The following is a 14460-nucleotide window of genomic DNA, read 5'->3' on the forward strand; positions in this document are numbered from 1 at the left end:
CCCTCTATGAGCCTGATTGAACGCTACCTTACTGCTGAAGTGGGCCGCCTGATGACGATGATCGTTGGCTTTCTGGTCTTCTTGTTTGCCTGTTACTCATCCCAACGGTATTTGACCGAAGCCGCTAACGGGACGCTCGCCCTTTCCGTTGTACTGGATGTAGTATTTTATAAGGTGATTATCGCACTGGAGATGCTGCTGCCCATCGGTTTATATGTCTCAATTGCCGTCGCCTTAGGTCAGTTATATAACGATTCGGAGATCACAGCCCTGCTCGCCGCCGGCGCTAGCCCGGTTAAAATCTATAAAGCGATCCTGGTTTTGGCCATTCCTTTAGGGATTGCGGTAACGCTGCTGTCGCTCTACGGCCGCCCATGGGCCTATGCGAAGATTTATCAACTGGAACAGCAGTCGCAATCCAGTCTCGACGTCAGCCACTTTCAGGCCGGAAAATTTAATACCAGCGATGATGGCCGCATGGTGCTGGCTTCCCGCATCGATAAAAGTGAAAGCCATCTCTACGACAGCCTGATTTACACCCGTTCCGATGACCACACCAATGTTTATCGCGCGCAGTCGGTGGACGTTGTCAATGCAGCCCCTACCAGCCCTTCCGTGCTGTTACGCACCGGGACAACCTACACGCTGGACCGTACCGGTAGTGACGATCAGATGCAGCGTTTTCAAAACCTGCATATTGACCTCAAACCCCTGGTGCAAACCGTGACATTCCGGCGCAAAGCCGCCTCGGTGGTGCAACTGTCCCACTCTTCCGATTCGGCGGACAAAGCAGAGTTACAGTGGCGACAAAGCCGAGGCGTCACCGCGATTTTAATGGCGTTACTGGCCGTATTTCTGAGTAAGGTGAAACCCCGCCAGGGGCGCTTTGCGCCGCTGCTGCCGTTAACCCTGATGTTTACCCTGATCTATTACGGCGGCAATCTTGGCCGCACGCTGGTAGCTAATGGCTCCCTGCCAACCATCCCAGGATTGTGGCTGGTGCCCGCGATAATGCTGCTGGGTGTCATGCTGTTTGTTGCCCGTGCACATGCCTGGTTGAAGAGAAAGCTGTGATGAATATTTTTAGTCGCTATCTGATGCGCAATATTTTTATCGGTTTCGCGGCCGCAGCAGGATTGCTGCTTCCGCTATTTAGTACCTTCAATCTGATCAATGAGTTGGAAGATGTCAGCCGCGGCGGCTATCGCTGGAGCCAGGCCCTGGCCGTTGTCATCATGACTTTGCCACGGACCTTGATCGATCTGGGGCCCTTTATTGCCCTGCTGGGCGGTATTGTCGGCCTGGGACAGCTCGCGAAAAACCTCGAGTTAACCGCGATTCGAAGTGCTGGCGTGTCCATATTGCGCATTGCGATGGTCGCATTATCTGCCGGCGTTATCTTAACCCTGGCCCTGGCAGTACTGGATGAATGGGTCGCCTCTCCGCTGCAACAGCGGGCGCTACAGTTGAAAAATACCGCAATGGCGCAGGCGGGCCAAAGTGATAGCGCCATTAATACCCTCTGGGCGAGAAAAGATAATCAGTACGTGACGGTGAAAGCGTTGGATAATCATCAACAGCCGGTCGGCATTGAGATTTTCAAATACGCGCCAGATCTTTCGTTGACGTCTTACATTTATGCCGCCAGTGCGCAAATGGGTGCTGACGGCATCTGGCAGCTGCATAATGTGCAGCTGAAAAACTGGCAGCAAGAGGAAGAAACCACGCAGAGCCTAAAAGAGATGCCGTGGCATTCACTGTTTACCGGCATGAGCCTGACAGAGCTCACCCTGCCCGCGCAGAGTTTTTCCCTGACACAGTTGCACCGCTATATTGGCTATTTGAACCAGACTGGACAGCCCAGCCGCGAATATAATAGTGCGCAGTGGCAGAAGCTGGGAAAACCGGTGCTGATTCTGGCCATGATCTTGCTGGCGATCCCCTTTACCTTTAGCAATCCACGCTCAACCGGCGTGGCAAGCCGCCTGGCGATCGCGGTTATTGTCGGCTTAATCACCTATGTGAGTTATCAAATCACACTTAATCTTGGCCTGTTACTCTCCATCAACGTATTGCTGAGTACCTTAGCGCTACCGGTTATCTGGTTACTGGTTGCACTGTGGCTGGTTTATCGTTTTGATCAACAGCATTAATTGATTACCGGTCAGTATCTGCGCGCGGCGACGGATACTGGCCTTTTGCTTAATCCTGCCTGTGTATTTAAAGTTTTGTCATTTGGTTTAAATTTTAACTGACAAAAGAAAAAACAGAAAAGTTCATACTCATTCCACTAATCAATAGACTCTCGATCATTGCCATTGATTTAACAACCATTTTTACTTATCGCCTTGAATATCATTTCAGATAACCGCCTGTTGCTGTGAAAAACCTTTCTCATATTGCCTTTTTTATTACGACAACCGCTAATCGGGCTGGGTTTCCATTTCTACTGCACCTTATTACTATAGCCGCGCTTTATCTTCCCTCTGGATAATAATAATGCTAAGGATGCCGTAACGATGTCGATAGCCGTGTTCCCACAAACCGTCTTTACCTCGCACCGCCCGTTTAATCACTACGGCGCGGATGATATGCAATATGGCGATCTCAGCGAGAGTGCGCTGAAAAATGAGTTTCGTCTCACCCATATCTCCGATGTGGTCGACCCTTTCACCCTGACCCGTGTTCTGCCCTTCAGCACACCACAAAACCGCTTTGCCGGGGTATATGGTGCCCATCACGGCCAGCCCCTGACGCGAGAAAAAGCCGCTCAGTTGCTGTTTGAAGAGATGCAGGTAAAATGCTGGCCATACTCCATGGTCGGCCCGTACCGCCATTTAATCAACCGGATGCTGGAGCACATGATGAAAGGAACCGGAAGCCCGTTTAGCCATGTGCTGCTGGATCAGGCTTATCGTGAGAAGATCAAGAGTGGTGATACTGTTGAGAAAATTAGAGATTCAATTTACAAGCACATAATCAATAATGACACTATAAAACAAAGCATTATCACTGAGACTCGCAAAGCGATCTCTTCAACTATACTACCAAAATTCAACTCATTATTTCTAGATAAAATAAATGGGATGGGTATAACAGTTCATGATGTTAACTCTACAAAAATAGCAATACTTGATCTTGATACAAACCAAAAAGGCTGGAGAGCAACTATCAGGTTCACAGGACAGGATCATTTTGGTCTGGACAAAGAAGATATTACTAAAACAAGATTCAAACAGTTTCAATTTTTCAGAATATGGTTTATTTTGCAAAGGTATGAGAAATTAGGATTTAAACCATTTATGAACAATATGAGTGCAACCATTGAGATAAAAGGATAGTAACAATGAGGAAGATTATATTTATTGTAATAGCCTTACTGTTATTTTCATGCGCAATTTTTATTTACCTCAATAACAGACCGTCTACCGTTATTGCCGTTCATCAACTTGGTAATACGGCGGTAATTCTTGTAGATCATTTGCCTGTTACTAACAGTGCCAAAATTCAATGGTGGTACTCTCATATCGACAGCATCACAGAAAGGTATCATCTTGTTGCTGATCGCCCAGAAGGAATGTTTTTTTATGCCGTCTATGCATTCGATAAAGGATATCAAAAAGAGGGCAAAGAAGACCGCCTCTGTTTTGATGAGATGACGCCACCTGAAAATTGCGTTGATAAGAACATCCTACTTCAGATGATGCCATGGGGAAATGGCGAAGATAAGTTTTATTTCGGTTCCGCTACCTACATGGCCAACAAAAATGGAGATATTCGCAGAATATATGATCCAGTAAAAATAGTTGAACCTTATGAAAAGTAACTAAGGGTATTATGTGTGTGGATAACCTCATCACGGTTGTTCACACTCTAATTAACGCCACCCCACTGACTAAATTTTTCACTCTATCTCCATATAGAAACTAGTGATTTTTATAAATATTTTACTTGGGCTCTTTAGGTGGCAGGAACGTACCAATGAAGAAAGCTACATTTATAGTAATTACCTTGCTTTTATTTGCATGTGCATTTTTTATTTACCTGGAAAAGAGGCACACTACCGTTATCACGACCCATCAAATAGGTGATGTAGCCGTAATATTTGTTGATCATTTGCCTATAACTTATCATTCCAGAATAAAATGGTGGTATTCACATATAGATAACATCACAGAGAATTATCATATCGTTTCCAAAAGTCCAGAAGGAATGTTTTCTTATTCCGTCTATGCATTTGGTAAAGGGTATAAAAAGGAAGGTAAAGAAGACCGCCTTTGTTTTGATGATATGCCTTCTCCGGATAATTGCGTCGATAAAAATGTCCTACTTAATGTAATGCCGATGAATAGCGGAGACGATAAGTTTTTCTTTGACAACGCCATTTATATATCCAACAAAAATGGGAATATTCATAGAGTGTATGACCGATTGAAATAGCTTAAGCCGATTAAAAGCATCAGAACTATCATTCGCGTCCTAAATAGTGGCAGCCATGAATTGCTAAAAAACATCAGAATTGAGTAAATATTTGTCATTTTATTCAAATTTTAGCTGAAAAATGGAAGAATTGAAAAGTTCATACTCATTCCACTAATCAATAGACTCGCGATCATTGCCATTGATTTAACAACCATTTTTACTTATCACCTTGAATATCATTTCAGATAACCGCCTGTTGTTGTGAAAAACCTTTCTCATATTGCCTTTTTTATTACGACAACCGCTAATCAGCCTGGGTTTTCATTTTTATTGCACCTTATTACTATAGCCGCGCTTTATCTTCCCTCTGGATAATAATAATGCTAAGGATGCCGTGACGATGTCGATAGCCGTGTTCCCACAAACCGTCTTTACCTCGCACCGCCCGTTTAATCACTACGGCGCGGATGATATGCAGTATGGCGATCTCAGCGAAAGTGCACTGAAAAATGAGTTTCGTCTCACCCATATCTCCGATGTGGTCGACCCTTTCACCCTGACCCGCGTTCTGCCCTTCAGCACACCACAAAACCGCTTTGCCGGGGTATATGGTGCCCATCACGGCCAGCCCCTGACGCGGGAAAAAGCCGCTCAGTTGCTGTTTGAAGAGATGCAGGTAAAATGCTGGCCATACTCCATGGTCGGCCCGTACCGCCATTTAATCAACCGGATGCTGGAGCACATGATGAAAGGAACCGGAAGCCCGTTTAGCCATGTGCTGCTGGATCAGGCTTATCGGGAGAAGATCTTAAAGTCCAATGAAGCGCTTATAAACATTAAAAAAGCGTTGAACGATAACATTGATTTTCAAAACAAGTTTTATCCTGCTAATAAAATCCCAGAAATCACTTCTTATATAAAAAAAGGCATCTTGCCAAAATTCAACTCCTTGTTCCTAGATAAAATAAATGGGCTAGGTATAACTATCCATGATGTTAACTCAACAAAAATAGAAATTATTCAACTTGATATTCGAGATAAAAACTGGAGTGCAAAAATAAAATTTACAGGGCAAGATCATTTTGGCCTTGATCTTGAGGACATTAAAAAAGAAAGATTCCGTCAGTTTCAATTCTTTAAAATATGGTTTATTTTACAAAGATATGATAGGTTTGGATTTCGTCCATTTATGACTAACATGAGTGCCTCAGTAGATATACAGGGTTCTGGTTCATGAAGAAAACGCTTAAACTATTTATTCTTATAGTTCTATCAGTCTCTGCTACTGTGGCTTACCTACGCTATGAGCATAAAAAAGTTGAAATTATTATAACGGAACATGACCGGTACTCTGGACTGATCATTGTTGATCGCCTTCCGTGGCTAACATCTGATAGAGTCAACTGGTGGATAAAGAATGAGGATATTATTCTTAATGACATCAACTCTAATAAAAAAGGTGATTTTGTGACAGCCTATTTTATTTATCCTTTTGGTGATGGTTATAAAAAAGAGGGTAAGTATGACAGAATATGTCTGGAGAGCATTCCTTCGCCTAATAACTGCCTGGATAAAGATTTACTCATGGAAGTTCTTTACCGAAAAAGCGGAAATACTGACTTCATATTCCCTGGGAAAATAATTACACGACTCCAAAATGGGGAGATAATCGTCGGCAATGAAAACTAACGATAACAACGCGTTGAAAGAAGAATTATCCTTGAAGGCAGTTAAAAATGAAAAGAGCATGCATCCCAGTCTTAGTATTAATGATAGCTGCTATTTTGACCTTCGGCTATCTTGAGATAAGAAGCACTGAAATAGTCAACGTTGACCAGAATGGGCACACAGCGCAGATCATTGTTGATCATTTACCCTGGACAGATAGCCGCAGGATCGCATGGTGGGAAGCCAACAGCGCTAAAATCATATCTAAATACGATATTCATCCTGAAAATTCAGCTTATTTTATCTTCGCTTTTGGTGATGGCTATAAAAAAGAAGAGAAAGCCGACCGTCTGTGCCTGAGCAATGTTCCTGCACCCGTGAATTGTATTGAAAAAGAAACATTGCTGATCGTTATGCCTGCACATAACCAATCGACTCTGTTTATCATTGCCAACAGAGTCTACAGGCAAGACAAAAACGGAAAAATAGTCAGAGAGGAGCAATGATGTTATTCATTTTTTCCCTGTAAGGCTGTAACTCACTAAACCAAAAATATTGGCCGCCGCCTGGTTGTTCACATCCGCAGCGGCGGCCTTTTCCTGGTCTACGTCAGGATAAAAGCACGCTCACTTTACTCCCACGCTACCCTCAAGGCGTAATCAGTTCTTCAGCTTTGGATCGAGCGCATCTCGCAGGCCATCCCCCAGCAGATTAAAGGCTAATACGGTAACGAAGATGGCGAGGCTGGGGAAAATCGCCACGTGTGGCGCAATCACCATATCCGCGCGCGCTTCATTCAGCATTGCGCCCCACTCCGGGGTGGGCGGTTGTGCACCTAAACCCAGAAAGGACAGGCTGGCCGCACTGATAATCGAGGTACCGATACGCATGGTGAAATAGACCACAATCGAAGAGAGGGTGCCGGGCAAAATATGCCGCAACATAATCGTCAGATCCGGTGCACCAATGCTACGCGCTGACTCAATATAGGTCTGATGCTTCAGCACTAGCGTATTCCCTCGCACCAGACGGGCAAACGCGGGAATACTGAAAATCGCCACTGCCACGATCACGTTACTGATCCCGCTTCCCAGCACTGCCACTACCGCAATCGCCAGCAGAATACCCGGGAAGGCAAACAGCACATCGCAGATACGCATAATGATCCGGTCCCACCAGCCTTCGTAATATCCCGCTAACAGGCCGAAAAAGGTGCCAATAGCCGCACCAATCGCGACCGATAAAAATCCGGAAATTAATGAAATGCGTGTACCGACCAGAACCCGACTAAAAATATCCCGCCCGAGAGAATCCACGCCAAACCAGTGCATCCAGGATGGTCCCTGATTTAACCGGTCGTAATCGAAGTAGTTCTCCGCATCAAATGGCGCAATGGCAGGAGCGATAAATGCCAGTACAATTAACAGCAGAACAAAGACACCGGCAATCAACGCCAGGGGCTGCTGGCGGAAGCGTCGCCAAAACTCATGCCACGGGGTACGAACGGGGGTTGAGAGAACAGGCATCGCTTTGAGTGCCGCCGCACGTCGCCAGTTTTTCATTGCGGCTCCTTAATTGTAGCGAATGGCCGGGTTGATGGCGGCATACAGCAGGTCCACCACCAGATTGATCAAAATAAACTCCAGTGAAAACAGCAGAACTTCTGCCTGAATCACCGGATAGTCACGCATCTCTACCGAGTCCACCAGCAAACGCCCTAAACCCGGCCAGTTGAACACCACTTCCACCACTATCGAACCACCCAGCAGGAAGCCAAACTGCAACCCCATCATGGTCACGACCGGGATCATCGCATTGCGTAAACCGTGTTTCAGTACCACACGTGATTCCCGCACCCCTTTGGCGCGCGCGGTCCGCATGTAATCTTCCTGCAAGACTTCAACAAAAGAGGCGCGAGTGAAACGGGCCATTACGGCCGCAACGGCAGCCCCCAGGGTGATTGAAGGCAGAATGTAATGACGCCAGCTGTCAGCGCCAATGGTCGGCAGCCAGCCAAGATCGACCGAGAACACCTGCATCAGTAGCATCCCCATCGCAAAGGCGGGGAAAGAGATACCGGACACCGCCAGCGTCATGCCGAGACGGTCCGGCCAGCGGTTACGCCATACCGCAGAAACAATGCCAATCCCCATGCCGAAAATCACTGCCCAGGCCATGCTGCTGAGCGTCAGCCAGAGTGTTGGCAGAAAACGGGCCGCAATCTCCACGGAAACCGGGCGTTTAGAGGCCATCGACTGGCCAAAATCCCCCTGCAATGCATGCCAGATGAAGTGGATAAATTGCTGGGGTAACGGCTGATCCAGCCCAAGTTGCTGGCGTACCAGCGCCACGACTTCCGCATCGGCATCCTGGCCTGCCAGCAGGCGTGCGGGATCGCCCGGCAGTAAATGCACGAACAGGAACACCAGTACTGCCACAATCAGCAGCGTCGGGATCAGGCCCAGCAGGCGTTTAAGAAAATAATTCAACATGGAGTAGTCCGAATGCAGTGGCCAGCCACAGGGGCTGGCCAGAAACCGTTACTTCAGATCGGCATTATCGAAATCAAAACCGGTATCCGGTTGCACATAGAACCCGCTGAGCGTTTTACTCTGTGCTGAAACCAGTTTTTCTACCACCAGAGGGATCCACGGATGTTCATTCCAGATGTGATCCTGCGCATCTTTGTACAGCTGCGCTTTTTGCGCATCATCGGTGGTTTTCAGCGCATCACTCAGATCTTTATCCACCTGAGGATTGCTGTAAAACGCGGTGTTAAAGATGGCTGGTGGCCAGGAAGTGGTGGCAAACAGCGGCGTCAGCGCCCAGTCAGCTTCACCAGTTGAAGCAGACCAGCCGGTATAGAACATCCGTACGCCAGCTTCCTTTTGCCCTTTGGCTTCCACTTCCGCCGCACGCTGACCGGCATCCATGGCAGTCAGGGTGACTTTCACCCCAACCTGCGCGAGCTGCTGCTGGGTAAACTGCAACACTTTCTGCGCGGTACTGTGGTTATGTGAAGACCACAACGTGGTGGTGAAACCGTTGGGATAGCCCGCCTCTTTCAGCAATTCACGCGCTTTTGCCGGGTCATAAGGATAGGCAGGATAGCTTTGTGAATATTTGATTTTGGGTGGCAATACGCCGGTAGCCACATCGGCATAACCGGAAAACGCCACTTTAACCAGCGCATCACGATTGATCGCGTACTCCAGTGCTTCACGCACTTTTGGATTATCAAACGGCTTCTGCGTCACGTTAAGGCTGATGTAACGCTGCATATTAGAGGGCCAGGTTTCCACACTCAGCTTGCTGTTGTTTTTCAGCAGTTGCACCTGTTCAAACGGCACCGGATAGGCAAAGTTCGCCTCACCGGTTTGCAGCATGGCGGCGCGCGTATTGTTATCCACCACCGGACGCCAGGTGATGCTATCCAGTTTCGGATAGCCCTTTTTCCAGTAGCCATCCCACTTTTTCACTTTGACGAAATCGGTCTGATTCCAGGTGACAAATTCATACGGGCCGGTGCCCACCGGGTGGAAGCCGATATCCTTGCCATATTTCTTCAGTGCCGCCGGTGAAATGATGACCGCCGCAGGATGGGCAAGAATATTGATGAACGCCGAGAAAGGCTGTTTCAACGTCACCTTCACCGTGGTGGGATCCACCGCTTCGGTGCTGGCGATGTACTTAAACAGGCTGTAGCGTTTGAGATGATTATCCGGGTTGCTGGCGCGATCGAAGTTGACCTTCACCGCTTCCGCATTAAAGTCCGTGCCGTCCTGGAATTTAATGCCAGAACGCAGCTTAATGGTATAGGTCAGGCCGTCTGGGCTGACCTGATAGCTTTCTGCCAGCACCGGCTCAACTTTCAGGTCTTTATCCAGCCCGTACAGGCCCTGATAAAATGATTTGGCGACCGTTTGCGACAGCGTGTCGTTGGCATCGTAAGGATCCAGCGTGGTAAAGTTCGATCCGACGGCGATCACTGCATCCTTGGCGGCCCAGGCGGGAAGCGCCACCGCACTGCTCAGCAGTCCTGCTACTACCCATCCCGTACGCATTTTATTGTGCATTGTTGTGCTTCTCCTGTGATCCCTGTTCTGCCAGGGTAAGTGCGAAATGCCGTATTTATGCATTGCCCGCTGTATGGCGGGCAACAAAATGACCCGGTGCCACTTCCATCAGCGGCATCACTTCAGGTTCTTCTCCCAGTTTGCGCACCGCACTTGGGATCTCATCCACCAGCAAGGGACGTTCACGACGGCGTTGACCTGGATCGGCAACCGGAACGGCTGCCATCAGCTTACGTGTATAAGGGTGCCGTGGCTGTCCGAAGACCGCCTGGCGCGGACCGATCTCCACAATTTGGCCGAGATACATCACTGCCACCCGGTGGCTAATGCGCTCGACCACCGCCATATCGTGGGAAATAAACAGAAACGCCAGGCCCAGCTCACGTTGAAGATCGAGCATCAGATTGACGATTTGCGCCCGCACCGAGACATCCAACGCGGAAACAGATTCATCGGCAATCACCACTTTCGGATTGAGCGCCAGCGCGCGCGCAATACAAACGCGCTGCCGCTGGCCGCCGGAGAATTCATGGGGATAACGTGCGGCGTGCTCTGGCAGTAACCCGACTTTTTCCAGCAGCCAGGCTACCCGTTGTTCAGCCTGCTTACGCGGCATCACTTTATGCACTAACAACGGTTCCATAATGGAGTAACCGACCGTATGACGTGGATCGAGCGACGCATAAGGGTCTTGAAAAATAAACTGAATATCACGGCGTAGAGGCGCTAACTGGTGAGCGGACAGGGTATCAATGCGTTGGCCATCAAAGGTGATGCTTCCCCCCTGGCTCTGAACCAGGCGCAATAATGCGCGGCCCGTGGTCGATTTCCCACAGCCCGACTCCCCCACCAGCGCCAGGGTTTCACCGGCATAGAGATCAAAACTGATTTTTTCTACGGCGTGGACACGACGCTGCACGCGATTAAGCCAGCCACCACGCAGATCAAAGCGCGCGACTAAGTCACGCACCTGCAAAATGGGGGGCTGTTGGTAACGGGCAGTATCCTGCGGTTGCCCGGCTGCGCGCGCTTCGTCGGTACCGAGCAAAGGAAATTTCAGCGGTAAGGGCTGGGTTTTCATTTCGCCTAAACGCGGTACCGCAGCCAGTAGCGCCTGGGTATAGGGCTGCTGCGGCTGGCTGAAGAGTTGCTGTACCGGGGCCTGTTCGATCACGTCTCCGCGATACATAACCTGCACACGGTCAGCCATTTCTGCCACCACGCCCATGTCGTGCGTGATAAAAATCACCCCCATCGACATCTCTTTTTGCAACACGCGAATCAGTTGCAGAATCTGCGCCTGAATCGTGACATCCAGCGCAGTGGTCGGCTCATCGGCGATCAACAATGCCGGTTTGCAACTCAGGGCCATGGCAATCATCACCCGCTGACGCATACCGCCAGAGAGTTGATGGGGATAACGCGTCATCACGTTTTTGGCTTCAGGAATGCGCACCCGCTCCAGCATCTCGTGAGCTTCTTTCAGCGCTTCACGCTGGCTTTTCCCCTGATGCAGCCGAATCGACTCGGCAATCTGCTCCCCTACCGGAAACACCGGATTGAGCGAGGTCATCGGTTCCTGAAAGATCATCGCCATATCTGCACCACGCACCTGACGCAGATGGGCAGGCGACGCGCGCATAAGATCCAGCACCTGATCGTTACGACGGCGCAGCAAAACGTCCCCGGTCACCGTGGCACTCGATCCGCCCAGCAGTTGCATCAGCGCCAGTGAACTCACTGATTTACCCGAACCGGATTCGCCGACCAACGCCAGCGTCTCCCCTCGCTGCACATCCAGTGAGAGTTGACGAACCGCCGTAGTGTTTACACCTTCACGCCGAAAGCTGACAGTGAGATCGCGCACTGCCAGCACTTGCTGTGGGGCGAGTTGTAGGGTTGCTTTTGCGGCGGGCATCACACCTTCTCCTTAGTATTTTTCGCCAGACTGTCCCTCTGGCGAGGTGGCATTTAGCCGACCGGCCTGAAGATGTACTTACAGGGAAGACCTGCGTACCCGCAGCGGATACTGCATTGAGTATAGAAGCTCACTGCGCAGATGCCGCAGCCGAGTGGACCTGAACAGAAAGTGCTGAACTCTCTGATTTCACGCATCTTTCATCGTGACAGGTGAATTTTCGACTATAAAAAAATCAGCCGGGTGCTGTAAAGCAAAAAGTCACCTTACGGTCATAACCTTTTGTTTTGGCTTATAACCGGTTGTAAGTGTGACATCCCGAAAAAACCTTTTCATAATGAAGGTAAATCCAGACTTAAGCAGGTATAAGCAGCATGGAAAGTTTCACCGCAGGATTGATCTCACTGGAAGACGCGCAGGCCAAAATGCAGGCGCAGCTCAAGCCGATTACCGATTCACTGATGGTCTCTCTGGCTGAAGCCGCTGGCCGAATCACCGCCAGTGCCATTCAGTCACCCATCGACGTCCCCTCTTTTGATAACGCCGCGATGGATGGTTATGCCGTACGTCTGGCAGACGTTGCCGCTGGCCTGCCGCTGCCCGTGGTGGGTAAAGCGTTTGCGGGTGCCCCCTTTAACGGTGAATGGCCTGCCGCTAGCGCCATTCGGATTATGACCGGTGCGCCGGTTCCTGCCGGGTGTGAGGCGGTGGTGATGCAGGAACAGACCACATTGCAGGACGATGCGGTCACGATCAATGCCGACGTCACTGCCGGGCAAAATATACGTCGCGTGGGCGAAGATGTCCGTGCTGGTGCCCCCGTATTAGCCGCAGGCGTGCGCCTGGGTGCCGCTGAATTACCGCTGTTAGCCTCATTGGGCATTGCTCAGGTCAGCGTGCTACGAAAACTGCGCGTCGCCATCTTCTCGACCGGGGACGAACTGCGTCCGGTTGGCGAACCGCTGGAAGCGGGTCAGATTTATGATACCAACCGTTTCACCGTCTCTCTGATGCTCAATAAACTTGGCTGTGAAGTGGTTGATCTCGGTATCGTCAAAGATGATCCCGCCGCGCTGCGTGCCGCTTTTGCCGAGGCCGATCATCAGAGCGATGTGGTGATCAGCACAGGCGGTGTTTCCGTTGGCGAAGCCGATTTTACTAAAGCGATGCTGGAAGAACTCGGGGCAATCACCTTCTGGAAGCTGGCGATCAAGCCAGGCAAACCCTTTGCCTTTGGTCGTTTAGCCAGTAGCTGGTTCTGTGGCTTGCCGGGCAACCCGGTTTCTGCCGCCGCCACCTTCTATCAACTGGTACAGCCGATGCTGGCACAGCTGACCGGACAGACACGCTCCCCACTGCCGACGCGCCAGCGTGTCCGTGCGGCGACTCGCCTGAAAAAAAGCCCTGGCCGGCTCGATTTCCAGCGTGGCATTTTGCAACGTACGGCGAACGGCGAGCTGGAAGTCAGCACCACCGGGCCACAAGGTTCCCATATTTACAGCTCTTTCGCGCTGGCGAACTGTTTTATCGTGCTGGAACGTGAGCGTGGTGATGTTGAGCCTGGTGAATGGGTTGAGGTAGAACCGTTCAATACGCTGCTGGAGGGATAAATGCAGGCGGAACTCAGTCGGGAAGAGATGCTGCGCTACAATCGCCAACTGGTACTGCGCGGCTTTGACTTTGATGGCCAGGAGCGTCTGAAAGCTTCCCGCGTATTAGTGGTGGGGCTGGGCGGGCTGGGTTGTGCGGCCACGCCCTGGCTGGCTTCCGCGGGTGTCGGTAAGTTAACGCTACTTGATTTCGACCAGGTGGCGCTGTCCAATTTACAGCGTCAGATCCTGCACCATGATGCGGATATCGGTCATGACAAAGTGCGCTCTGCCGCTGCCAGCCTGCAGGCTATCAATCCACACTGTGAAATTACCCCTTGTGCCTCCAGGCTTGATGATGCTGCGTTGTCTGCATTACTGGCACAGCATGATGCCGTGCTGGATTGCAGCGATAACGTTGAGACACGGGAACAGCTTAACCGGCTATGCCTGGCACAGCGGGTGCCCTTGATCTCCGGCGCAGCGATTCGTATGGAAGGCCAACTGATGGTGTTTCGCTGGCAAGCGCATGAACCTTGCTATCGCTGCATCAGCCGTCTGTTTGGCGATCAAACATTAAGCTGCGTAGAAGCAGGTGTGATGTCACCGTTAGTGGGCGTGATCGGGGCACTGCAAGCGATGGAGACGTTGAAGATATTGGCGGAATTTGGCGTGACGCAGCCAGGGAAATTGCTGCTGTATGAGGCAATGACGTTGCAGTTTCGCGAAATTAAAATCAATCAAGATCCGCGCTGTGAAGTGTGCGGCCACCCCGCAGGGTGACCGC

The 14460-nt window shown here is 50.1% G+C and carries 14 protein-coding genes; 10 read left to right on the plus strand and 4 right to left on the minus strand.

The window, feature by feature from the left end:
* Positions 1-6: 6 nt before the first annotated feature.
* The 8 genes from lptF (at position 7) to F3J40_RS15050 (ending at position 6596) form a co-directional block, all read left to right on the plus strand.
* The gene (lptF, locus tag F3J40_RS15015) at positions 7-1074 is read left to right on the plus strand and encodes an LPS export ABC transporter permease LptF (protein ID WP_167015840.1); all 1068 of its coding nucleotides are present in this window, start codon (positions 7-9) and stop codon (positions 1072-1074) included.
* The gene (lptG, locus tag F3J40_RS15020; RefSeq protein WP_167016170.1) at positions 1074-2153 is read left to right on the plus strand and encodes an LPS export ABC transporter permease LptG; all 1080 of its coding nucleotides are present in this window, start codon (positions 1074-1076) and stop codon (positions 2151-2153) included. The genes lptF and lptG overlap by 1 nt, the downstream gene beginning before the upstream one ends.
* A 366-nt stretch (positions 2154-2519) precedes the next feature.
* Positions 2520-3341 (plus strand): DUF3289 family protein, encoded by an 822-nt coding sequence (locus tag F3J40_RS15025; protein ID WP_167015842.1) that lies wholly within the window; start codon positions 2520-2522, stop codon positions 3339-3341.
* A gap of 5 nt (positions 3342-3346) precedes the next feature.
* A complete protein-coding gene (locus tag F3J40_RS15030; RefSeq protein ID WP_167015844.1) occupies positions 3347-3826 on the plus strand; it encodes a DUF943 family protein in 480 nt (159 codons plus the stop codon).
* A gap of 155 nt (positions 3827-3981) precedes the next feature.
* On the plus strand, positions 3982-4440 hold the full coding sequence (locus F3J40_RS15035; RefSeq protein WP_167015846.1) for a DUF943 family protein: 459 nt from the start codon (positions 3982-3984) through the stop codon (positions 4438-4440).
* 382 nt (positions 4441-4822) lie between these two features.
* A complete protein-coding gene (locus F3J40_RS15040) occupies positions 4823-5659 on the plus strand; it encodes a DUF3289 family protein (protein ID WP_167015848.1) in 837 nt (278 codons plus the stop codon).
* The gene (locus F3J40_RS15045) at positions 5656-6111 is read left to right on the plus strand and encodes a DUF943 family protein (RefSeq protein ID WP_167015850.1); all 456 of its coding nucleotides are present in this window, start codon (positions 5656-5658) and stop codon (positions 6109-6111) included. The genes F3J40_RS15040 and F3J40_RS15045 overlap by 4 nt, the downstream gene beginning before the upstream one ends.
* Before the next feature lie 47 nt (positions 6112-6158).
* The gene (locus F3J40_RS15050; protein ID WP_167015852.1) at positions 6159-6596 is read left to right on the plus strand and encodes a DUF943 family protein; all 438 of its coding nucleotides are present in this window, start codon (positions 6159-6161) and stop codon (positions 6594-6596) included.
* A 153-nt stretch (positions 6597-6749) separates the two neighbouring features.
* Here F3J40_RS15050 and gsiD read toward each other — a convergent pair whose 3' ends face one another.
* The 4 genes from gsiD to F3J40_RS15070 form a co-directional block, all read right to left on the minus strand.
* On the minus strand, positions 6750-7652 hold the full coding sequence (gene gsiD, locus F3J40_RS15055; RefSeq protein WP_167015854.1) for a glutathione ABC transporter permease GsiD: 903 nt from the start codon (positions 7650-7652) through the stop codon (positions 6750-6752).
* A 9-nt stretch (positions 7653-7661) separates the two neighbouring features.
* Positions 7662-8582 (minus strand): glutathione ABC transporter permease GsiC, encoded by a 921-nt coding sequence (gene gsiC, locus F3J40_RS15060; protein ID WP_167015856.1) that lies wholly within the window; start codon positions 8580-8582, stop codon positions 7662-7664.
* 48 nt (positions 8583-8630) lie between these two features.
* Positions 8631-10154 carry a glutathione ABC transporter substrate-binding protein GsiB gene (gene gsiB, locus F3J40_RS15065; protein WP_237761000.1) on the minus strand — a complete coding sequence of 508 codons (1524 nt, stop codon included), beginning with the start codon at positions 10152-10154 and terminating at the stop codon, positions 8631-8633.
* Positions 10155-10221: 67 nt separating this feature from the next.
* Positions 10222-12084 (minus strand): dipeptide ABC transporter ATP-binding protein, encoded by a 1863-nt coding sequence (locus F3J40_RS15070; RefSeq protein WP_167015858.1) that lies wholly within the window; start codon positions 12082-12084, stop codon positions 10222-10224.
* Positions 12085-12458: 374 nt separating this feature from the next.
* Here F3J40_RS15070 and moeA point away from each other — a divergent pair, with 374 nt between their 5' ends.
* Together moeA and moeB are read left to right on the plus strand one after the other, a co-directional pair.
* Entirely contained in the window at positions 12459-13694 is a 1236-nt protein-coding gene (gene moeA / locus F3J40_RS15075) for a molybdopterin molybdotransferase MoeA (RefSeq protein WP_167015860.1), read from the plus strand.
* Positions 13695-14456 (plus strand): molybdopterin-synthase adenylyltransferase MoeB, encoded by a 762-nt coding sequence (moeB, locus tag F3J40_RS15080; protein ID WP_167015862.1) that lies wholly within the window; start codon positions 13695-13697, stop codon positions 14454-14456.
* The last annotated feature ends 4 nt before the right edge of the window (positions 14457-14460 follow it).

Origin of the sequence: Candidatus Pantoea multigeneris (genome assembly GCF_011752615.1) — a bacterium.
Classification (GTDB): Bacteria; Pseudomonadota; Gammaproteobacteria; order Enterobacterales; family Enterobacteriaceae; genus Pantoea; species Pantoea multigeneris.